Origin of the sequence: Bacillus sp. FSL W8-1127 (assembly GCF_038006725.1) — a bacterium.
GTDB lineage: Bacteria > Bacillota > Bacilli > Bacillales > DSM-4216 > Bacillus_O > Bacillus_O smithii.
Window position 1 is genome coordinate 1,450,281 of the sequence record NZ_JBBOVU010000001.1, and the last position, 22,127, is coordinate 1,472,407.

The following is a 22,127-nucleotide window of genomic DNA, read 5'->3' on the forward strand; positions in this document are numbered from 1 at the left end:
TACATATATTTCAAATTATGATATCATTTTGATATAAATTCCAATAGGAAGGGGAAGCGAAAATTGAAAGAGAAAAATGCATGGCACATGAACGGATTTATCGGAATTTTGTTAATTATCGCTCTGTTGGCTGTGGCTTTTTTAGCCATGTCTCGAGATCATTTTTTTCGTTCTATTTTGTTGGTGATCATTGCCATACTGATCGGGAGCGGTCTGACTATTGTACAGCCTAACCAAGCCAATGTTGTCGTTTTTTTCGGGCGTTATGTAGGAACCATTCGAAAAAGCGGTATAGCTTTAACTGTTCCATTTACGAATAAGAAAAAAGTGTCTCTTCGCGTGCGAAATTTTAACAGCAAAAAACTGAAAGTAAATGATGTGGAAGGAAATCCGATTGAAATTGCTTCCGTCATCGTCTTTAAAGTCATTGATTCAGCGAAAGCAACTTTTGATGTAGATGATTATGAAGAATTCGTGGAAATCCAAAGCGAGGCTGCTATCCGCCACGTCGCAACAAAGTATCCATATGATACGTTGGATGACCACCATATTACATTAAGAGGCAATGCGGATATTGTTTCCAAAGAATTGGCCGACGAATTGCAAGAACGGTTAAACGTTGCGGGAGTTCAAGTAATCGAAGCGAGGCTGACCCATTTGGCTTATTCGACAGAAATTGCGAGCGCCATGCTTCAGCGTCAACAGGCCGCCGCCGTTCTATCGGCCAGAAAAATGATTGTAGAAGGTGCTGTCAGTATGGCTCAAATGGCCGTCGAACAGCTTTCGAACGATGGAACGATTGAACTGGATGAGGAAAGAAAAGTGAACATGGTCAATAATTTAATGATTGCGATCATATCGGACCGTGGCGCTCAGCCGGTCATTAATACTGGCAGCTTGTACTAATGGTTGTGGATCAACATGGCCAACAAGAAACATTTTCCGTTGAGAATAGATCCTGAATTGTATGCAATCATTGAACGGTGGGCGCAAGAAGAATTCCGTAGTGTGAATGCCCATATTGAATTTTTATTAAGAGAGGCTGCTCGGCGTGAAAAGAGATTGCCAAAGAGAAAAAAAGAGGATGAATAATTTTTTCATACACTTGCTTTTAATTCATTAATGATAAGAGGATATGATGTTCGTTCAAGAACGTATATCCTCTTTTTTATAGACGCATACAAGGGACGGATCGATGAAAGGGATTGGCTGAATTTTCTATCATTCTTTTAGACTAGGAAAAAAGGCAGCAGTGAAATCATTGTTTATTCCTATTAAAATATGTTAATATTCTAATATATTATAATTTTCTGAACAGTTGAGGAGATGAGTTATGCACGTTCCGTTAGTACTGACAGATTTTTTAGATCGCGCTGCTGATTTGTATGCAGAAAAAATTGGAGTGATTAATGACGATCGCTACTTCACTTATCGACAATTAAAAGAAAGAGTGAATCAGTTGTCTCATGGGTTGTATTCACTAGGCATCCAGAAGGGAGATCGAGTGGCGTATTTGGCGCCCAACACATTGGAAATGCTTGAAGGTTTTTATGGAATTTTTCAGCTAGGAGCTATTATGGTTCCTTTGAATATTCGATTGAAACCTGAAGATTATTTGTTTATGCTAAATCATAGTGAATCGAAAGTACTGTTTGTCGACCAAGATCTTTATCATTTGATCCAACCGGTGAAAGACCGTCTAGAGACCGTTGAACATATTATTGTTCATTATAAAGACAAAGACAACGAGGAAATAGATTATGACAATTGGTTGAGCATGTTTCCAACTAACGAAATAGAACGACCCGAAATCCATGAAGAAGATGTATGTAGTTTATTGTATACGAGCGGGACGACCGGGAACCCAAAAGGGGTTATGTTGACGCATCGCAATAATTATCTTCATGCACTTTGGTCGATGCATCATTTGCGCGTTTCGGATCGAGACAAGCTGCTTCATGTACTGCCTATGTTCCACGTCAACGGTTGGGGAGCCCCCTTTTATTTTACAGCCAATGGAGCGACTCATGTAGCTTTGAGAAAAGTGGAAGCAAAAACGATATTTGATTTAGTGCAAAAGCATCGTGTAACCTTTATGGAAATGGCTCCAACAGTATTGAATTCCTTGCTTCAATATAATGAACAGCATCATCCAGTAATCGAACAAGATGTACGTGTAGTTATTGCCGGATCAGCTCCTCCGCCTTCCTTTGTGAAAAGAGTAGAGAATGAATTGGGTTGGGAGTTTATCCAAGTTTACGGAATGACGGAAAGTACGCCGCTGCATTTGGTTTCCACCGTTCGTTCCCATTTGAGCCATTTACCTTTGGAAGAGCAATGGCGTGTGAGAGCCAAAGCCGGTTATCCGATGATTGGTTGTCGTGTTAAGGTTGTTAATGAACATGGGGAGGAAGTAGCACGAAACGGAAAGGAAATAGGAGAACTGGTTATTCGAAGCAACGCCGTGATGAAAGGTTATTGGAAAAATGAAGAAGCGACAATGGAGACGATCCGAAACGGTTGGCTTCATACCGGCGATATGGGGACGATTGATGAGTACGGGTATATCGACATTGTGGACAGAAAAAAAGATATTATCATTAGCGGCGGAGAAAATATTTCCTCTATTGAAGTCGAGGGCGTTCTCTACGAGCATCCGGCTGTATTAGAAGCTGCTGTCATCGCCGTGCCGCATGAAAAGTGGGGAGAAACTCCGCATGCTTTTGTAGTCAAGAAACCGAACGAAACCGTAACAGAACAAGAATTAATCGAATTTTCCCGTTCAAAGTTAGCTCATTTTAAAGCGATTACAGGAGTAACGTTTGTGGAGGAACTGCCGAAAACGGCATCGGGAAAGATTCAAAAGGTGTTATTAAGAAAAAATTATTGGGAATCAAAAGGAATAACGGGGCGATTGGTCAATTAATGAAATGGGCGGCAAGTTTCTTTTGCCGTCTTTTTCATAATTTGGTTCCTCTCATACCCTTCATAACGTTGTTTACGAATATTAGCCGCACCTTTTTCTCCTGAATCAGGTCTGATTTTCTTTTTTGATCTGTACATTATTCATAAAGAGAGTCGAAAATGGCATCAGGAAAAAAACGGTGTACGTACAATGAATTTTCCTTTACAATAGAAAAAAGGGAGCGTACTCTGCTCCCTTTTTCTATCGTTATGGAAATGAGAGACGTTTCACAAAAAAAGAAACGAGCTTAAAAAGGAACATTCCTTTTTGGGAGATGAAAACAATGAAAATTCCAATTCTTGATACGTTGAATCGACCTTTGCGAGATTTGCGTATAAGTGTGACTGATCGCTGTAATTTCCGCTGTCAATATTGTATGCCCGCCGAAATATTTGGCCCGGATTTTGCTTTTTTGCCGAAAGAGGAAGTGCTTTCGTTTGAGGAAATAGAAAGATTGGCAATCATCTTTAGCAAATTGGGGGTCAGAAAAATCCGAGTTACAGGCGGGGAACCGCTCATGAGAAAAGAACTCCCCTCCCTCATTCAGCGATTGTTGAAAATTCCCAGCATTCAAGATATTGGTCTTACAACAAATGGAGTATATTTGCCTAAATATGCAAAAGAATTGAAAGAAGCTGGTTTAAAACGGGTGAATGTCAGCCTTGACGCTCTGAATGATGAAATTTTTATGAAAATGAACGGCCGAGGAGTCCGTTCCAAGGCAGTCATAAAGGGGATTGACGCTGCTCTTGCCCATGGCCTTAAGGTGAAAATAAACATGGTTGTCCAAAGAAGTATGAATGAAGACGAGATTTTGCCGATGGCAGAATTTTGTCGAAAAAAAGGACTTTCTCTCCGTTTTATTGAATTTATGGATGTCGGAAATTCAAATGGATGGAAATTAGATCAAGTGGTAACCAAAAAAGAAATATACGAAAAATTAAAGAGCCGTTTTCAATTAGAGCCAGTGGAACCGGCGTATTTTGGCGAAGTGGCTAAACGGTATCGTTATCAAGGTGAACAAACGGAAGTCGGTTTTATCACCTCTGTTACAGAATCTTTTTGCTCAAGCTGCACAAGAGCCAGAATTTCGGCCGAAGGAAAACTGTATACTTGCCTGTTTGCAAGTGAAGGCTACGACTTGAGAGCTCTTCTGCGAAGCGGGGCGAAGGATGAAGAAATTGCACAAAAAGTAGCAGACATTTGGAACCACCGAGCAGATCGTTATTCAGATGAACGTTTGGCTAATACTCATCATCCCCGTAAAAAAATTGAAATGTCCTATATCGGTGGATAACCGTCCAATAAGAAAAAAACAAATGCGCGTATTGTCAAAACGAACAAGATATAATCAGAAAAAATTGAAGGAAATCTTCCATACAAGGACTGAAAGTTGATCAAGCCTGACATATGGAAAAAAGGAGCAAAAGTGACCGGACGGAAGAGATGGAGAATCCATTTCTCCCATTGGTATTTGCTGAACTTCAAAACGACGCCAGGGAAAATGTGGTATAATCTACAAAGAATGAAGGATAAAAGAGAAGAACATCATTCGAAAATTTGTTAATTTCCCTTTTATAAAATGGATCGGAACGAAAAAATCACTCGATCGCTCTATATATGGATGAATGGAACGAGTATGGGTCCAACCGGATCAAGAACGTTGACTGGAACTGGCTCAAAGTTGCCGACGTCGAAGAATGATGGTGGTAAAGAGAAAGGATGAGGATCATGGTGGAACGGAGAAGCCCGATCAAAGTTGGTGAAGCCGTTCGGAGAGTCATGGAGTGGAAGCAGCTTGGAGAAATAGAATATGTGGATATTGATGCGTGCGATCGCCGCTTTTTAGGAAAACCGTTAGTAGCGGATCACGATGTACCGCCCTTTGACCGCTCTCCTTATGATGGGTTTGCCGTCCGCAGCGAAGATACTGCAGATGCGACTAGCGACAGCCCGGTTTTTCTTGAAGTCATCGATGAAATTGGAGCCGGGCAAGTAAGTCCTTTTCGAGTTGGGAAAATGGAGGCAATCCGCATTATGACAGGAGCGGCTATTCCGGAAGGGACGGACTGTGTCGTCATGCTTGAATTGGTTCATGAGGAAAAACGGGATGGCAAAACATTTATTGCGATCAAACGGCCGTTCCAAAAACATGATAATATTTCCTTTAAAGGAGAAGATGCCAAGAAAGGTCAGCCTTTGATAGAAGAAGGAATTCAAATTAATCCCGGTGTAAAAGCGTTGCTTGCAACTTTCGGTTATGCCAAAGTTCCCGTTGTGAAACCTCCCGTTGTCGGTGTACTTGCTACGGGATCTGAGCTATTAAATGTAGATGAAGAATTGGTGCCGGGAAAAATCCGCAATTCCAATCTGTACATGATCGCTTCGCAAATTGAAAGAGCAGGGGGAAAAGTCAAAACATACGGGCAATGCGCCGATGATGTCGATTCGGTATTAAATGCTGTCAAAACTGCGTACAAAGAATGCGATATAGTCATTACGACGGGCGGAGTTTCTGTAGGAGATTTTGACTATTTGCCGGAAATTTATCGCCAAATGAAGGCTGAAGTGCTTTTTAATAAAATCGCTATGCGTCCTGGTAGTGTGACAACGGCCGCCGTTTTGAATGGCAAAATGCTGTTTGGATTGTCCGGAAATCCTTCTGCTTGTTATGTTGGATTTGAATTGTATGTTCGCCCCCTTATACGTTACTGGCTTCATTCTTCTAAACCATACTTGCGCCAAGGAAAAGCTTTTTTACAATCAGAATTCCCGAAAGCCAATCCTTTTTCCAGGTTTGTGCGCAGCAGAGTCTTTTATGGCGAGGACGGAAAGCTGCATGTAAAACCGGTGGGACTGGATAAATCAAACGTCGTAACGTCCTTGGCGTGGTCAGACTGCTTAATGGTTCTTCCGGGAGGAACAAGAGGGTTTGGAAGCGGAGATCTTGTAGATGTTCTCTTTCTCGAAGATAACACGGGGAGTGAGTCGTGGTGGGAAGAGAGCAAAAGATCTTCCAAATAGTAGGGTATCAAAATAGCGGGAAAACAACTTGGATCGAATATTTGCTTGAATATGCTTCTTTTCACGGAAAAACGGTGGGCGTAGTGAAACATCATGGACATGGTGGACGACCTGTCATCGGAGATAAAGGAAAAGATACAGAAAGGTATCGGAAAAAAGGCGCTTATGCTGTTACGGTAGAAGGCGGAAACACAGCCGTTGTCACGATCAACGGTTACTATGGCTTAGAAGACATATTGAAACTGTATCAATCGCTTCCACTTGATTTCATTTTGATAGAAGGCTATAAAAAAGCTTCGTTTCCTAAAGCGGTTATGATTCACCGAGAAGAGGACAAGAATTTATTGAAATTGGAAAATGTACAAGCCGTCATCACGCCTTTCCCGCATCAATTTAAACAAATTCCTGCTTTTCACGTTGAGGATAAAAAATCAATGGCAGAATGGCTATGGAACTATTTCTTGTTATAGGCGGAAAAACACGAAAAAATCATTTCAGCATGAAAAATACAAGCAGCTCATAATAAGATTTCTCTGAGATGAACCGTCTTGCTAAATGGTAAATGACGAAAAGCCAAGTCTTTTCCATTGTCTGCTTTTTTGTCGGTGTCAAACTTCAAACAACAGATAAGGACTTTTGTCTTTTCTGACGTTCTAGTAAGCAATTGAGACTGGATGGGAAAGTTTTCAACAGTAAGCACTTCACTTGAGAGAGCATATGAAAGCCGGAAAAAACACTCAGCGGGTTTTCCCGCTGAGTGTCTCTATTGAAGTCGGTTTTCAACTTCACGACAAACTTCATCGGCGCTTAAGCCGTCGGCGTTGATGACTGGTCCTTTTATGACCGTATTTTGAATGCCCAACATATCGAAGTCCAATCCGGTGACCACACAACAATCGCAGCCGCGGGCGTCAGACTCCTTCTTCAATTCCACCACTTGATATCCTCTTTCTTTTAAGGCTTCGGATACATTGTGCAATGATTCTTCTACTCCGATTTTTGCCATTCCTAACACCTCCCTTCCTATCGTTTTCTAGGATGAAAGGATTTATACACAATATGGCGTCTGTTTTTTTCGAAAACGATGAAAGATGGATTTTTTTCTCCATTCATTGGACGAATGAGTTACAATAAAATTAATTGTTATTTGAATTTTCGGTAAAATGGAGGTGTGAGTGATGAAGCAGGGATTTATTTTTGTGTTGCAAATCGCTTTTTTATGGCTTATCAATGAGATTAGCTATAGTATCGTCGAGTTTTTTCATATCCCCATTCCGGGAAACGTGCTGGGAATGGTGATTTTATTTATACTGCTTCTAACTGGAATTGTGAAAATTCATTGGGTGGAGAGGGGAGCTTCTTTTCTAAATAAGCATTTAGCGTTTTTCTTCATTCCCATTTCAGTAGGTTTCATGAGCTATGGGAATTTTTTTGTCAAAAATGGATTTGCATTGATCATTATTTTACTGGGCAGCTCCATTATCGGTCTGTTGATTACGGGGTATACAAGTCAATGGCTGGGAAAAGAGAAAGAAGGGAATATGGATGAAGATCGCCATTACAGTGTTTAGTATTGTCGTGACGATAGCGGCTTATTGGATTTCTCGCATTTTGGCCCGGAAATACCCATCCCCTTTGACCACACCTGTTTTTTTGAGTACAGTACTCATCATCATCGTGCTTACGGTATGTAGAATGGATTACAAAGACTATGGGCCGGCAAAGGATATTATGACTTATCTGCTTGGACCAGCGACAGTGGCGCTTGCTGTTCCGCTTTATCATAATAAAGATTTGCTGTTAAAAAAATGGATGCCTGCACTTGCCGGACTCGTCTTGGGTACCTTTTCAACCGTCATTTCTGCTGTTTTGCTTGCCAAACTATTTGATTTTTCGGGAACCATTGCAGCCTCAGTAGCGACGAAATCGGTTACAACGCCGGTTGCCATAGAAGAAGCGAAGATTATAGGGGGAGATCCTGCGCTATCGGCGATTTTTGTCATGGTCGCCGGCATCTTCGGAGCAATGTTCGGACCGTGGCTATTGAATGTGACGAGGATATCAGATCCGTTTTCCAGAGGACTATCCATTGGTACGGTTTCTCACGGTATCGGCACAGCGCAAATACTGTCAGAAGGGTCGTTGCCGGGAGGAGTATCCGGGGCTGCCATGGGGTTTGCGTCCATTTTGACATCAGCCGTTCTTCCGTGGTTGTTTCCGCTCTTGTTCTGACGGACAAACAAGATTTAAGTCACGGACGTGGATTTCCATCCTAAAAAAAGCAGCTGGTATGATACATAAAAAGCGGCTGTCAAGGTAAAGTAAGACAGAGGTGATGGAAATTGAGCAAACGAGTAAAAAAAGATCCTTCCACTATTGGTTTAGACTCTTCTCAAACGGAAGGGCAAGGAACAACGGAACGAGAAACAGCCGGCGGTGTGAGCCACTCATCAGCAGAGAAAAAACAGAAAAAGTATTGATTTTTATTGGTTTCCTCCGGTTTCCATTGGTCATCCTGACTTGGCCCGGAGGAAACTGATTTTTTATTGAGCGCAAAAGTTTGTAAATAACGGATGGACCAAAATAGGATTTTCCTATTTTTATGTCGAATAAAATTTTCAGAATTTTATAAAATATTATTGTCAGGAATACTTAATTGATATAACATACAATTAACGGCACATACCGACCGGTTAGTTAAAAAAGGGGGCCAAACTTCTATGGATTTTTCGTTTTCCGAAAAAGTGATCAATCTTCAAAAGCGGTTGACAGCCTTTATGGAAGAATACATTTATCCGAATGAAAAAACATTCGAGGAACAGTTGAATGATCAAGAAACTCGCTGGTCCATTCCACCCATTTTAGAAGAGCTGAAGCAGAAGGCTAAGAAAGAAGGATTATGGAATTTGTTTTTGCCTGACAGCGAATATGGCGCCGGATTGACCAATTTGGAATATGCCCCGCTCTGCGAAATTATGGGAAGAAGCATGATCGCTCCGGAAATATTTAACTGCAATGCACCTGATACCGGGAATATGGAAGTTCTCGTCCGTTATGGAAGCGAGCAGCAAAAAGAAAAGTGGCTGAAACCTCTTCTGAACGGCGACATTCGTTCTTGTTTTTCGATGACGGAACCGGATGTTGCGAGCAGCGACGCCACCAATATTTCGGCCAGCATCGTGCGGGATGGAGACGAATATGTGATAAACGGTTTGAAATGGTGGTCTTCCGGAGCAGGGGATCCGCGTTGCAAATTTGCCATCGTCATGGGCAAATCGAACCCCGATGCTCCAAAACACGAACAGCAATCCATGATTATCGTTCCTCTTGATACAAAGGGTGTGGAGATTAAGCGCATGCTCCCCGTTTTTGGATATGATCACGCTCCACATGGGCATGCGGAAATTCTTTTTCACGACGTGAGGGTACCGGCGGAAAATATCATTTGGGAAGAAGGCAAAGGATTCGCCATCGCCCAAGGTAGGTTGGGACCTGGACGAATTCATCATTGCATGAGAATTATTGGCGCTGCAGAAAGAGCGCTGGACGAAATGTGTAAACGCGTACAAGAAAGGGAGGCTTTTGGCGAATCTTTATCGAAGAAAGGAGTGATCCAAGATTGGATTGCTCAATCGCGGATCGAAATTGAACAGGCAAGGCTGTTGACTTTAAAAGCGGCTTATATGATGGATACGGTCGGCAATAAAGCGGCCAAAAAAGAGATTGCGATGATTAAAGTGATTGCTCCGAATATGGCCTTAAAAGTAATAGACCGCGCCATACAAGCATTCGGTGCGAAAGGCGTCAGCAATGATACGACTCTTGCCGCTCATTGGGCCAATATAAGAACACTAAGACTAGCTGATGGTCCGGATGAAGTTCATAAACAGCAAATTGCGAAGCTGGAATTGCGTGAGCATTCACTAGAAAGGGAGAGATTTCAATGGCAACAGTAAAGGAACTGTTTGACTTAACCGGAAAAACGGCGATTATTACTGGAGGAGGGCGAGGATTAGGAGAGCAGATCGCAGAAGCGTACGCTGAATCAGGAGTGAACGTTGTCCTTTGTTCGCGTAAAGTAGAGAATTGTCAAGAAACAGCTGAACGTTTACAGTCCGTGTACGGGATAAAAACATTAGCTCTGGAATGCGATGTCACAAAACCGGAGGATGTTCAGACGGTAGTGGATCAAACGATTCGCAAGTTGGGACGCATTGATATTTTAGTGAATAACAGCGGAGTTTCATGGGGGGCGCCAGCGGCGGAAATGCCGATTGATGCTTGGAAAAAAGTAATCGATGTGAATGTTACCGGCACGTTTTTAATGTCGCAAGCGGTTGGGAAAAAAATGATAGAGCAGCAGTCGGGAAAGATTATAAATATGGCTTCGATTGCCGGGCTTGGCGGAACGGATCCCGATTATTTGGATGCCATCGGCTACAATACCAGCAAAGGTGCCATCATTACTTTTACAAAAGATTTGGCGGTGAAATGGGGGCCGTATCATATTCATGTGAATGCGATTGCGCCGGGGTTCTTCCCGACGAAAATGTCGAATGTCGTTATTGAGAAAGGGAAAGATTATTGGCTGTCACATACGCCGTTAAGAAGATTCGGTAGTGACGATGATTTAAAGGGAGCGGCCGTTTTTTTGGCCTCAAAAGCTTCGGATTATATAACCGGGGATGTCCTCTTTGTGGATGGTGGATCGCACGCTCTGACATAAAATTTCCGGACTGATTGGATCAAAAGGGGGATTTTCCAATGGAGGAAGTTCAATACTTTGCTCCCTATCAGGGAAACTGTTCCCATGATATAACGATTCCGGAAATGACATTGCCTGAAATGTTAGAACAGTCGGTGGAAAAATTCCCTCAAGCATATGTCGCCAGTTTTTATGGCCGTAAACTGACATATGAACAACTTTGGGAAGCAGTTCAAATATTTGCCGCCCATTTGCAGAAACTAGGTGTTCAAAAAGGTGACCGGGTCGCCATACAATTGCCAAATTGCCCACAATATTTGATCAGTTATTATGGGATCCTTGCCGCTGGCGGAATCGTCACCCAGCTAAACCCGATGCTATCGGAGAAAGAACTGGAGTATATTTTAAAAGATTGTCAGGCGAAAATCATCATTCTGATAGATGCTCTTTACCCAAAAATAAAATCAGTACAGAAATATACGGCAATTGAAACCGTGATGACTGTCAGTTTAGGAGATCTTTTTCATCCTAAGCTTCCCGATTTGGCGCTTCAATCTGTTCTTTCAGTAAAAAACGATTTTTTGCCTGTGAAGATAGATCCAAAAAACGATATTGCGGTTTTGCAGTATACGGGCGGTACTACAGGCAGATCAAAAGGGGCTATGCTGACTCATTTTAATTTGGTGGCTAACATTGTTCAAACTTACGAGTTTTTTAAAAGTGAATTAAATCCAGGCAATGAAAAATGTTTAACGGTTATTCCACTATTTCATGTATTTGGGATGACATCATGCATGAACTTTTCCATTTTTTGTGGGAATGAAATGATCCTTCTCCCAAAATTTGATCTTCAAGAAGTGTTGGAGACCATTAAGAAAGAACAGCCGACGGTATTTCCAGGTGTTCCAACCATGTATGTAGCGATTACCAATCACCCACGCGCCCACGAGTACCAATTGGATTCTATGAAATTATGCAATTCCGGAAGTGCGCCTATGCCAATAGAAGTCATGAAAGAATTTGAAAGAAAAACAGGAGCGAAAATAGTAGAGGGGTACGGTCTTTCAGAAGCGTCACCTACAACCCATTGCAATCCTCCGTTTGCAGCAAGAAAAGCGGGAACGGTTGGGATCGGGTTCCCTCGGACAGCTTATAAAATAGTCGATTTGGAATCTGGAACGAAAGAAATGCCGCCTGGTGAGCCAGGAGAATTGGTCATCAAAGGCCCGCAAGTAATGAAAGGATACTGGAACCAACCGGAAGAAACGGCGATGACGTTACGCAACGGCTGGCTGTATACGGGAGATATCGCCAAAATGGATATGGAAGGATACGTATCCATTATCGATCGCAAAAAAGATATGATTATCGCAAGTGGCTATAATATTTATCCGCGCGACGTAGAAGAAGTTTTATACGAGCATCCAGCCGTTCAGGAAGCAGTGGTGATTGGCGTTCCAGATGCCTACAGAGGGGAGACGGTTAAAGCTGTTATCGTCTTAAAGGAAGGGGCAACAACAAGCGAGAAAGAATTGATCGATCACTGCAAACAGCATCTATCCGCATATAAAGTACCAAAAATCATTGAATTTAGAAACGAATTGCCCAAAACCAATATAGGGAAAATTTTGAGAAGAGCCATCCGAGAAGAGTCAATGAAAAAACAATGAAGACTTGTATTGATGCTCTCGTTCTTATAGTATAATCACAAAAAACTGATAACGGTGAGGATTGTACAATGAAAGAAACAATCATGGACAAGAGCATCGAGCTATTTGCTGAAAAAGGCTTTAAAGAAACCTCTATACAGGACATCATGGATGAACTGCATGTAACGAAAGGAACCTTTTATTATTATTTCAAAAGCAAAGAAGAATTGCTAAAGGATATCCATTTGCAATATATCGAACGTCTTTTAGAGAATCAGAAAAAAATCATCTCGGATCCAAGCAAAACGTGTCAAGAAAAATTATTTGCGATCATTTATAAATTAATTCAAGATATCGAAAAAGAAGGACAGCGAGCAAAAGTATTCATAAGGGAAATCAATCATTTAAGCGATCAATATCTTGATATCGTTCTGCCGAAAAGAGATCAATTTCGAGAAAATGTTCAATTATTGATTGAAGAGGGAATAAAAAACGGAGAATTCCGCACAGACTTGCCGCCTGATATTGTTTCATTCGGCATTTTAGGCATTGCCAATTGGAGCTATTTTTGGTTTAAGCCAACAGGAAAAGTGAGCGACAAGCGTGTGGCCGAAATTTTTTATGAAATGCTCATTCATGGGATCCAACATAATAATTGATATTCAGTATCAACTCTTGATTGCGATGTAATGAGTCCATAAGGGGGTACTGTCATGAACATTAATGATGTGAAGAAAATAGCAGTGATCGGATCAGGACAAATGGGGCACCAAATTGCGATGTTGGCTGCATTGGGCGGTTTTGAAACCGCTATCCAAGACATAAGCGAAAGCGCGCTAACGAAAGCTGAAAAATCTTTGAATGGAATTATGAATAAATGGGTTTCCAAAGGGAAAATCACAGAGGATGCCGTAAATGCCGCTTTTGCCCGGCTCGTTTTTTCCACGAATTTAAAGGAAGCGGTTCAAGATGCCGATTTTGTCATTGAAGCGGTTGTCGAGAAACTGGAAGTGAAGCGGAGCGTATTTAAGGAGCTTGATACATGGGCGCCAAAACACGCTATATTAGCCACCAACAGTTCTACGATCGTGAATTCTCTCATAGCAGAAGTAACGGAACGGCCGGAAAAAATGATTAATATGCACTTTTTCTTCCCACCGCTTGTCATGGATTGTGTGGAAGTCGTCATGAGCAGCCAAACAAGCGAAGAAACGGCAAAGGTGACGATGGAAGTCTGCGAACGGATGAATCGAACAGCTGTCCTGTTAAAAAAAGAAATTTCCGGATTTATTGCAAACCGGATTTTAGGTGCACTAAATAAGGAAGCTATTTATCTATATGAAAATGGCTATGCCGACTATCAAGATATTGATTTGATCGTTAAGAAAGCATTAGGTCATCCGATGGGGCCGTTTGAGTTAATGGATTTCTCTGGTCTAGATGTTGTCTATTTCGTTCAAAATCAGCAATATCAAGAATCAGGAAACCCTCTGGAACGACCGGCGAAATGTTTGCAAGAGAAAGTGGAAAAGGGAGAGCTTGGACGAAAAACAGGCAAGGGTTTCTATACGTATGAAAAAGAAGAGGTGAAATAAGAATGACATTAATAAGCCTTGAAAAAGAAGGAAGGACAGCGATTGTGACGATAAACAATCCTCCTCTCAATGTGTTAAGCCGACAAGTGACAAATGAAATTTCGGAAATTTTCGATCAACTGGAAGAGGACGAAAACGATTACTGCTATTCTTCTAACTGGTGCAGGAGAACGGGCTTTTATGGCGGGAGCGGATATAAAAGATTTCCCACGATGGATTGGGAAAAAGGGGCTTCAAGAAGAATTCATGAAAACGGATAATTTTTTCTTTAAAATTCAGAATATTAAAAAACCTACGATAGCTGTGTTAAATGGATTGGCATTGGGAGGCGGCTGCGAATTAGCACTGACAGCTGATCTCCGGATAGCCGAAGATCACGTCCAAATCGGTTTGCGGGAAATCAAGCTAGGCCTATTCCCAGGGGGGAGGGACTCAACGGCTTCCACGCCTAATTGGGGCAAGCAAAGCGAAGGAATTGATGTTCACAGGTGATCCCATATCGGCAGAAAAAGCACTTCAAATTGGGCTCGTGGATCATGTTGTCCCGAAAGGAGAAGGTTTAAACTATGCAAAAAAACTGGCGGAAAAAATCAACCGCTTTTCCTTGCCAGCTTTAATCAGAATTAAAAAAGCCATCAATGAAGGTCTTCAAGCTCCATTGTGGGAAGGAATTCAGCTGGAAGCACAGCTCTTTGAAGAAGTTTTTCAAACAGAAGATATCAAAGAAGGTGTGCAAGCGTTTATAGAAAAAAGGGAAGCATCTTTTTCCCATCGGTAAAGGAGGAAATTCGTTGCATTCAACTGAAATCCGTGTCCGTTTTTGTGAAACGGATGCTTTTGGGCATGTGAATAATACTAGTTATTTTGCTTATTTAGAGGAAGCGCGTCTCGATTTTTTGGAAGAAACTAATATGGATCATTGTTTTATATTGGCTTCCACACGCTGTGATTTTGTTGCTCAAGCCTATTATAATCAAAGGCTTGTTGTCACGACATCGATCAAAAAAATCGGAACGAAAAGTTTTACATTGGGTCACGAAATTATAGACAAACATACTGGCAAAACTGTCGCTTGTGCCGAAGCCGTGATCGTCTATTTTAACTTTGATACCCAAGAAAGCGAACCTTTGCCGACAGAACTGAGAAATTATTTACATCAACACTTGGAAGAAACGGAATTTCTGAAAAGGAAGTGATACCGATTGTCCCATATCATACCTGTCCGAAAAGGAGAGGAAATAAATAAAGAAAAATTGGAAGCGTATTTACGCAAGAATTTTAAGGATTTACCGGATTCGCCGTTAGAGATCCGGCAATTCGGTACGGGAGCCTCGAACCTCACATATGCATTAAACATAGGAAATTGGGAGGCGGTATTAAGGCGTGCGCCTATGGGGCCTGTTGCTCCGAAAGCTCATGATATGAAACGGGAGCATCAATTTCTGTCAGTATTAGCGGAACATTTCCCTTTGGCGCCGCGGCCATTTCTATTTTGCGAAGATGATTCTATTGTGGGAAAGCCATTTATTTTGATGGAAAAAAAAGAAGGGATTTTGATCGATACCGATTTTCCGGAAGAGATTGAACCAACGCCGGCATTAGGGAAGCGCATTTCTGAGATGATGGTCGATATGCTTGTGAATCTTCACTCTGTTCCATATAAAGGAACAATACTAGAGAAAATGACGAAGCCGGAAGGATTTTTACAACGGCAAGTGCATGGCTGGATCGCTCGTTTTGAACGAGTGAAAACGGAAGATCTTCCCGAGTTGGAACGGTTGAAAACATGGCTTGTCCACCATATTCCAACTTCACCTGAACCGGCCATTATCCATTATGATTACAAGCTGAACAATGCTCTATTTTCTGAAGATTTGTCGAAGATGACAGGGTTGCTTGACTGGGAAATGGCAACAGTAGGAGATCCATTGGCTGATTTGGGAGCAGCTATGAGCTATTGGCAGGAACCAGATGATCCGCCCGAGTTGAAAGCAGGATTTGGGAAGCCCTCTGTCACAACGTTGGCTGGATTTTACACAAGAAAGGAATTTGTGAAAAGCTACAGCAGGAAAAGCGGAAGGGACGTGGAACATTTTCCATTTTATTTATCGTTCGGATATTTTAAATTAGCTGGTATTTGCCAGCAGATTTATTATCGTTACAAAAACGGCCAGACAAATGATCATCGCTTTGCCCGCTACGGAGAATTTGCCAAATCATTAGTTCGATATTCCTGGCTGACGGCTTTTCATAGTGAAAGAGGTGAGCTATGACAAGGAAGATCCACGTAGTATTGAAAAAAGAAGATTTAGTGATGGAAAGATTGGCAGGAAAAATCGCCGTTGTATTTGATATTATACTGGCCACATCCACCATTACGGCTGCGCTGGAACAAGGGGCCGAAGCCGTGATTCCTGTATACGACAGGGAAGAAGCAGTCGAAGTATCCTCTGCATTTCCGTCATCGTCTGCTGTGCTTGCCGGAGAATATAACGGGAAATCAATGGAAGGGTTTCTGGATCCTTATCCAAAAGAGCTGGGAAAAAGGATTAAAGAAAAAACGCTCATTTTATCGACGACAAATGGTACAGTGGCACTGAAGAAAGCGGAGTCGGCCAAAAAATTATACGCAGCCAGCCTATTAAATACAGAAGCTGTCGCAGCCGACATTGTGAAACATTATCAAAATGAAACCATCCTCCTTATTTGCGGAGGGTCGCGCGGCAGCTTCAGTATGGAAGATTTTTATGGGGCCGGCTACATGGTCGACTGCTTGCTTTCGCTTCATTCTTTTCAGTTGACGGATGCTGCGAAAACGGCGCAATTGTTTTATCGATCCCAAAAGGATCATCCTTATGAACTTTTGCGCTTAACAAGAATCGGAAAAATACTTTCGCGCTATTCGTATGATGATGAATTGGACTTTATTTCCCAAAAAAGTGCCTTCACTGTCGTTCCGCGCTGGAAAGACGGAAAGTTAATCCATGTGGAAAATGAGCAGGATGGTCAACCTCATTTTTAAGGGAAGTCTGAATCCAATCAGATATACAATATGAGTGGGTATATACTCATTACAAAAAGGAGAAGCGTCCAACAATCCATTTGGAAAGCGTTTACTTTTGTTCTGTGATTCCAGCGGAACAGTTGTTCAAATACACGGATCAACGTCGCCACTAATTTATTAGTAGATTCGGTAAGTTGATCAAAAAAATGGGAAAAGGAGATGGAAAAGAATGAGTGATGTATTAGTGGAGAAACAAGGAAAAATTTTGATTTTGACGTTAAATCGTCCGGAAAGTTTAAACGCTTTTAGCGAGGATATGCTCATTGGTTTGAGAGAACAACTGCAACAAGCGGGTGAGGATGATTCAGTGAAGGCAATCGTCATAAGAGGTTCAGGCAGAGCTTTCTCTGCGGGGGGTGATGTGAAAAGCATGGCCAGCCGAACTGACATCACATCCTTGTATGAGCATGTAGGTCATCTCAATCAATGTATCTTGACGATGCAAGAAGTGGAAAAACCGATTGTGGCAGCCGTTCATGGATATGCGGCAGGAGCGGGATTTAATTTGGCTCTAGCTTGCGATTTTATTCTTGCATCGGATGAAAGTAAATTTATCTTAAGTTTTGCTCAAGTAGGGCTTATTTCCGATGGCGGAGGCCTCCATTTTTTACCTAAAATTTTAGGTCCCCATAAAGTGAAAGAATTGTTCTTCTTAGCAGAGCCTATCACAGCAAAAGAAGCGCTTGCGTTAGGAATCATCAACCGCGTGGTGCCTATCGAAGAGCTGCAGGATGAAGTCATCATTTTTGCTGCGCGCTTATCGCAAGGACCTCTTAAAGCGTATGGAAAAATGAAAAAGTTGATCAATGAATCTTATCAGCTGACTTTAGAACAAGTGCTTGAAAGAGAAAGGCTCACACAGATGCTGATGGCGGAAACAGAGGACCATAAAGAAGGTGTTACCGCTTTTAATGAAAAAAGAACACCGATTTTTCGAGGAAAATAAACGGCTGCACTGAAATACACGATGAAGCTCGACTATGGATCATGATAGAAAGAACGATAAAGATTGTTTCTGATTATGAATAACGTTCAGATGCCTGTGGTAAAGACCGTATAACAAGTTGACACACTAAAACTGGAATATTAGAAATCTCCCTTTTAGACACCCGGCTGTTTTGATAAAAGGAAAATATTATGAATTCATGAGGTGAGGAGAAAAATGAAAAATACTGCCCATTTTTCATTCTGGCCAACAAGAGTCCCCAAAACGCTAACGGTTCCAAAAACCAATATTTTCGATAATTTAGTTGTTTCCGCCAAACGATTTCCTCAAAAAAATGCCATTTATTATTATGGCGCCACGTATTCTTATCAACAAATTTTGGAAGAAGCAGAGAGAATCGCGGGTTTTTTGGAAAAAAGGCTGCACGTCCAAAAAGGGGACCGTGTCATGCTGTATATGCAAAACTCGCCTCAATTTATCATTTCTTATTACGCTATATCCAGGATTAATGCGATTGTCGTTCCGATCAATCCGATGAATACAAACGAAGAACTTAGATTTTATATTCAAGACGCCCAGATCAAAACCGGTATCGTTTCACAAGAAATTTATGATTATGTTGCCCCGCTTTTGGAACAAACTCCTCTAGAACAGTTAGTGATCGCTTGTTATCATGATTATTTGCCCGAAGAAGTGGATGATCCAATTCCTCCGGTAGTGGCAGAAAGTCGCCGTCTGTTCTCAAAACAAAATCATTATTTATGGAAAGATGTGTTAGAAGCTGGAGAAAAACCGGAGTGTACGCTGGGAGATGCGGACGATCTTGCCGTCATGCCGTACACATCCGGTACAACGGGTTTGCCAAAAGGATGCTTGCATAAACATAGCAGTGTCCAGGCAAACACGATAGGTGGAGCATATTGGGATATTTTAACGCCCAATTCAGTTTGTTTCACAACATTGCCGCTGTTCCATGTGACCGGAATGATTCACAGCATGCATATGCCTATTTTTGTAGGAGCGGAAATGATCGTATTAACGCGCTGGGACCGCGAATATGCCAGAAAAATCATAAAAAAGAAACAGATTTCTCATTGGGTGGTCATCAGCACCATGCTTATTGATTTTCTTGCCAATCCCCTGCTGAAAAAAGAAGATGTCGACTCGCTGGAATTAATTGCGGGGGGAGGAGCTTCGCTGCCAGCGGCCGTTGGGGAGAAGCTGTACAAATTAACGGGCCTTCGCTATGTAGAAGGATATGGATTATCCGAAACGATTTCTCATACACATTTCAATCCGCCGGATCGCCCAAAATTGCAATGTTTAGGGGTTCCATCGTTCGATGTTGATGCTAGAATCATAAACCCACAAACTTTAGAAGAATTGGACGACGGTCAAGAAGGGGAAATTGTGGTACACGGTCCTCAAGTATTTGTCGGATATTATAACCGCAAAGAGGATAACGAAAAGGCTTTCCTTGAAATAGATGGTAAAAAATTCTTCCGGACTGGCGATATTGGGGTTCGCGATGAAGAAGGATATTATTTCATTGTGGACCGTTTAAAAAGAATGATCAATGCTTCGGGATTTAAAGTTTGGCCGACTGAAGTCGAAAGTTATCTTTACAAACATCCAGCCGTGCAGCAAGCTTGTGTGGTCGGAATTCCAGATCCAAAAAGAGGTGAAAATGTAAAGGCTTTCATCATTTTGAATGAAGACTACAAAGGAAAAATTACGGAAGAAGAATTGATTCGTTGGTCTAAAGAACACATGGCAGCTTATAAATATCCAAGATTTATTGAATTCCGCGATTCCTTGCCCACTACGTCCAGTGGAAAGCTTTTGTGGAGAAAACTCGCGGAAGAAGAGAAGAAAAAATTTGAAATGAATAAATAATTCCTGAAAAAGGTCAAAAAGACCGTGCGTTTCAACATTTGCACGGTCTTTTTCTGTAATCGGATATTTTTTGGACCGAAAACCGATCACGTTTGTGAAGGATTCATTTCGATTGTACTTTTACTGTTGAGAAAGGGGAAGGTTTGATTTTGTTCAAAGTAAAAAAGTGAAACACGGAATTCTCATAAGCATTTGGCCGTTTTTGAAGGAAGAAGAAGAATTCATAAATCGGGGGAAGGTGAAACTTTTAGAATGAACCATCTTCAAAAAAGTAAAAATCGAATTTATCACAGCAAAGAAAAATAAGGCAAGGCAAAAGGCAAAAGAACCAGATTCCTCCCAGCTTCTCTAAATTCAAGCGATTCGCTGAATTTAGAGGAAAATCAATAGAGGATCCAGCTCTTGTAAGCCCTTACTATTTTACCGCTATTAGTTCAGAGAGATCCACACGCTTTTTACTTCCGTATAGTTTTGCAAAGCGTAGGAGCCCATTTCCCGGCCGATACCGGACTGTTTGTATCCACCGAAAGGACTTGCAGCGTCAAATATGTTGTAACAGTTGACCCAAACGGTTCCAGCACGGAGATTATTGGCGATGTAATGTGCTTTTTTCACATCTTGTGTCCAAACTCCAGCAGCCAATCCATAGATGGAATCGTTCGCGCGATTGATTAAGTCATCTAAATCTTCATACGGCAGGGCAGAAATGACCGGACCGAAAATCTCTTCTTTTGCAATCGTCATATCGTCTTCCACATTGGCGAAAATGGTAGGAGTGACGAAATAACCTTCCTCAAACGGTTTCTTTCCTCCGGTGACTAATTCAGCGCCTTCTTCCAATCCTTTTTCAATATATCCAAGAACGCGATTTTGCTGCTCATCGGATACAAGCGGACCCATTTCTGTATCGGAATGAAGTCCGAAACCTTGCTTAATGTTTTTCGCATAATCCGCCATATCGGAAACGATATTATCATATTGCTTTTTCGGTACAAAGACGCGTGAGCCGGCACAGCATACTTGACCTTGATTGAACATAACCCCGTTTAAAGCTCCCGGGATGGCTTTTGAAAAATCTGCGTCCGGAAGGATGATGTTCGGTGATTTACCACCCAATTCAAGCGTGATCCGTTTGATCGAATTGGATGCTCGCTTCATAATTAATTTTCCGACTTCTGTTGAACCTGTAAAGGCAATTTTATCGACAAGAGGATGGTCTACAAGCGGTTGCCCGGCTGTTTCACCAAATCCTGGTACGACGTTCACTACTCCTTTAGGAAAACCGGCTTCATCGATCAGCTCAGCTAAATACAAAGCGGATAAAGGCGTTTGTTCTGCTGGTTTTAATACGACGGTGCAGCCGGTAGCAAGTGCGGCCCCTAATTTCCACAACGCCATTAAAAGCGGGAAGTTCCAAGGGATAATTTGGCCGACTACTCCAACCGGTTCATGGCGGGTGTAGTTAAAGAACGGACCGTTCACAGGGATGGTTTGGCCAACGATCTTCGTTGTCCAACCGGCATAATAGCGCAAATGTTCAATGGCCAACGGAACATCGGCATTCAAAGTTTCCCTGATCGGCTTACCATTATCGAGGGTTTCTAGTTGAGCCAGTTCTTCTTTATTTTCTTCCATTAAATCTGCGAGTTTGTACATTAATCGGCTTCTTTCCGCGGGGGTTAGTTTAGACCACGGACCATTGTCAAATGCTTCTCTTGCTGCTTTTACAGCACGGTCAATATCTTCTTCTTGCGCTTCATAAACTGTAGCCAACACTTCACCCGTCGCAGGGTTGGGAGTATCAAAGGTTTTTTCAGAGGCGCTTTTTACAAATTCTCCGTTAATGTACAATTTTTTGACACCAGACAAAAATTGTTCAACTTTTTCCTTTAATGGAGTTGCAACTGAGCTCATCGAATTCCTCCTTACATTTTAGTTTGGGAGTTACCACTATCAATCTAACATGAAAATAAATGACTTTCAATTATAAATATTAAAAATATTTAATTTATTTTTCGACAACAATCTTGTTTTTTCTTCGCAATCTATAAATATCTTGCCATGATATAGGGCATTGAATAGAATTTTATATTGAAATTCTTCTTTAGAGCAGCAATTTTGGAGGAATGAAAATGTCAAACAAAAGGAGCGAAACAGAGACAATAAAAGGATCTTCAAAAGTAAAATTGCCTCAAATAACCTGAATTTTGTGTATAATAGAAAATAATGACATTTTTCTTCATTGCTAAGGGGTTTAATTTTATGGTGAACAAAAAAACATTT

At 41.6% G+C, this 22,127-nt stretch carries 21 protein-coding genes and 1 pseudogene; 20 read left to right on the forward strand and 2 right to left on the reverse strand.

Annotated features, from left to right (window positions below):
* The first annotated feature begins 63 nt into the window (after positions 1-63).
* The 6 genes from NST12_RS06900 to mobB all read left to right on the forward strand — a co-directional run bounded on the left by NST12_RS06900 (position 64) and on the right by mobB (position 6,459).
* A complete protein-coding gene (locus tag NST12_RS06900) occupies positions 64-906 on the forward strand; it encodes an SPFH domain-containing protein (protein WP_003354638.1) in 843 nt (280 codons plus the stop codon).
* A gap of 15 nt (positions 907-921) precedes the next feature.
* On the forward strand, positions 922-1,092 hold the full coding sequence (locus tag NST12_RS06905) for a hypothetical protein (protein WP_003354639.1): 171 nt from the start codon (positions 922-924) through the stop codon (positions 1,090-1,092).
* A gap of 241 nt (positions 1,093-1,333) precedes the next feature.
* Complete coding sequence (locus NST12_RS06910) at positions 1,334-2,926, forward strand: long-chain-fatty-acid--CoA ligase (RefSeq protein ID WP_341029168.1); 1,593 nt, start codon at positions 1,334-1,336, stop codon at positions 2,924-2,926.
* 322 nt (positions 2,927-3,248) lie between these two features.
* A complete protein-coding gene (gene moaA, locus NST12_RS06915) occupies positions 3,249-4,262 on the forward strand; it encodes a GTP 3',8-cyclase MoaA (protein ID WP_341029171.1) in 1,014 nt (337 codons plus the stop codon).
* A gap of 434 nt (positions 4,263-4,696) precedes the next feature.
* A complete protein-coding gene (locus tag NST12_RS06920) occupies positions 4,697-5,989 on the forward strand; it encodes a molybdopterin molybdotransferase MoeA (protein ID WP_341029174.1) in 1,293 nt (430 codons plus the stop codon).
* Positions 5,959-6,459 (forward strand): molybdopterin-guanine dinucleotide biosynthesis protein B, encoded by a 501-nt coding sequence (gene mobB, locus NST12_RS06925; RefSeq protein WP_327797840.1) that lies wholly within the window; start codon positions 5,959-5,961, stop codon positions 6,457-6,459. Before NST12_RS06920 ends, mobB begins: the two co-directional genes overlap by 31 nt.
* 293 nt (positions 6,460-6,752) lie before the next feature.
* Here mobB and NST12_RS06930 read toward each other — a convergent pair whose 3' ends face one another.
* Positions 6,753-6,995 carry a YkuS family protein gene (locus tag NST12_RS06930; RefSeq protein ID WP_327797838.1) on the reverse strand — a complete coding sequence of 81 codons (243 nt, stop codon included), beginning with the start codon at positions 6,993-6,995 and terminating at the stop codon, positions 6,753-6,755.
* A gap of 172 nt (positions 6,996-7,167) precedes the next feature.
* Here NST12_RS06930 and NST12_RS06935 point away from each other — a divergent pair, with 172 nt between their 5' ends.
* The 14 genes and pseudogenes from NST12_RS06935 to NST12_RS07000 all read left to right on the forward strand — a co-directional run bounded on the left by NST12_RS06935 (position 7,168) and on the right by NST12_RS07000 (position 19,844).
* Positions 7,168-7,560 (forward strand): CidA/LrgA family protein, encoded by a 393-nt coding sequence (locus tag NST12_RS06935; RefSeq protein WP_003354647.1) that lies wholly within the window; start codon positions 7,168-7,170, stop codon positions 7,558-7,560.
* Positions 7,535-8,221: an LrgB family protein gene (locus NST12_RS06940; RefSeq protein WP_270582983.1), complete on the forward strand. Its 687-nt coding sequence runs from the start codon at positions 7,535-7,537 to the stop codon at positions 8,219-8,221. The genes NST12_RS06935 and NST12_RS06940 overlap by 26 nt, the downstream gene beginning before the upstream one ends.
* A gap of 110 nt (positions 8,222-8,331) precedes the next feature.
* Positions 8,332-8,469: a YuzL family protein gene (locus NST12_RS06945; RefSeq protein WP_341029180.1), complete on the forward strand. Its 138-nt coding sequence runs from the start codon at positions 8,332-8,334 to the stop codon at positions 8,467-8,469.
* Between the two features lie 240 nt (positions 8,470-8,709).
* Complete coding sequence (locus tag NST12_RS06950) at positions 8,710-9,945, forward strand: acyl-CoA dehydrogenase family protein (protein WP_341029183.1); 1,236 nt, start codon at positions 8,710-8,712, stop codon at positions 9,943-9,945.
* The gene (locus NST12_RS06955) at positions 9,933-10,715 is read left to right on the forward strand and encodes an SDR family oxidoreductase (RefSeq protein WP_048623205.1); all 783 of its coding nucleotides are present in this window, start codon (positions 9,933-9,935) and stop codon (positions 10,713-10,715) included. Before NST12_RS06950 ends, NST12_RS06955 begins: the two co-directional genes overlap by 13 nt.
* 38 nt (positions 10,716-10,753) lie before the next feature.
* Positions 10,754-12,364: a long-chain-fatty-acid--CoA ligase gene (locus NST12_RS06960; protein WP_048623206.1), complete on the forward strand. Its 1,611-nt coding sequence runs from the start codon at positions 10,754-10,756 to the stop codon at positions 12,362-12,364.
* Between the two features lie 68 nt (positions 12,365-12,432).
* A complete protein-coding gene (locus NST12_RS06965) occupies positions 12,433-13,002 on the forward strand; it encodes a TetR/AcrR family transcriptional regulator (RefSeq protein WP_048623207.1) in 570 nt (189 codons plus the stop codon).
* 54 nt (positions 13,003-13,056) lie between these two features.
* Positions 13,057-13,938, forward strand: coding sequence for a 3-hydroxyacyl-CoA dehydrogenase family protein (locus NST12_RS06970; protein ID WP_048623208.1), 882 nt, complete (start codon positions 13,057-13,059; stop codon positions 13,936-13,938).
* A 2-nt stretch (positions 13,939-13,940) separates the two neighbouring features.
* Positions 13,941-14,716, forward strand: a pseudogene (locus tag NST12_RS06975) (enoyl-CoA hydratase).
* 13 nt (positions 14,717-14,729) lie between these two features.
* Positions 14,730-15,134 (forward strand): acyl-CoA thioesterase, encoded by a 405-nt coding sequence (locus NST12_RS06980; protein ID WP_003354652.1) that lies wholly within the window; start codon positions 14,730-14,732, stop codon positions 15,132-15,134.
* A gap of 6 nt (positions 15,135-15,140) precedes the next feature.
* Complete coding sequence (locus NST12_RS06985) at positions 15,141-16,211, forward strand: phosphotransferase family protein (protein ID WP_048623209.1); 1,071 nt, start codon at positions 15,141-15,143, stop codon at positions 16,209-16,211.
* Positions 16,208-16,960, forward strand: a complete 753-nt coding sequence (locus NST12_RS06990) for a 2-phosphosulfolactate phosphatase (RefSeq protein ID WP_328201353.1) — start codon at positions 16,208-16,210, stop codon at positions 16,958-16,960. The genes NST12_RS06985 and NST12_RS06990 overlap by 4 nt, the downstream gene beginning before the upstream one ends.
* Before the next feature lie 211 nt (positions 16,961-17,171).
* Positions 17,172-17,948 (forward strand): enoyl-CoA hydratase/isomerase family protein, encoded by a 777-nt coding sequence (locus NST12_RS06995; RefSeq protein WP_048623211.1) that lies wholly within the window; start codon positions 17,172-17,174, stop codon positions 17,946-17,948.
* Between the two features lie 216 nt (positions 17,949-18,164).
* Complete coding sequence (locus NST12_RS07000) at positions 18,165-19,844, forward strand: long-chain fatty acid--CoA ligase (RefSeq protein WP_341029201.1); 1,680 nt, start codon at positions 18,165-18,167, stop codon at positions 19,842-19,844.
* 429 nt (positions 19,845-20,273) lie between these two features.
* Here the strand turns inward: NST12_RS07000 and NST12_RS07005 are convergent, their stop codons facing one another.
* Positions 20,274-21,758, reverse strand: a complete 1,485-nt coding sequence (locus NST12_RS07005) for an aldehyde dehydrogenase family protein (protein ID WP_048623214.1) — start codon at positions 21,756-21,758, stop codon at positions 20,274-20,276.
* Positions 21,759-22,127 lie beyond the last annotated feature (369 nt).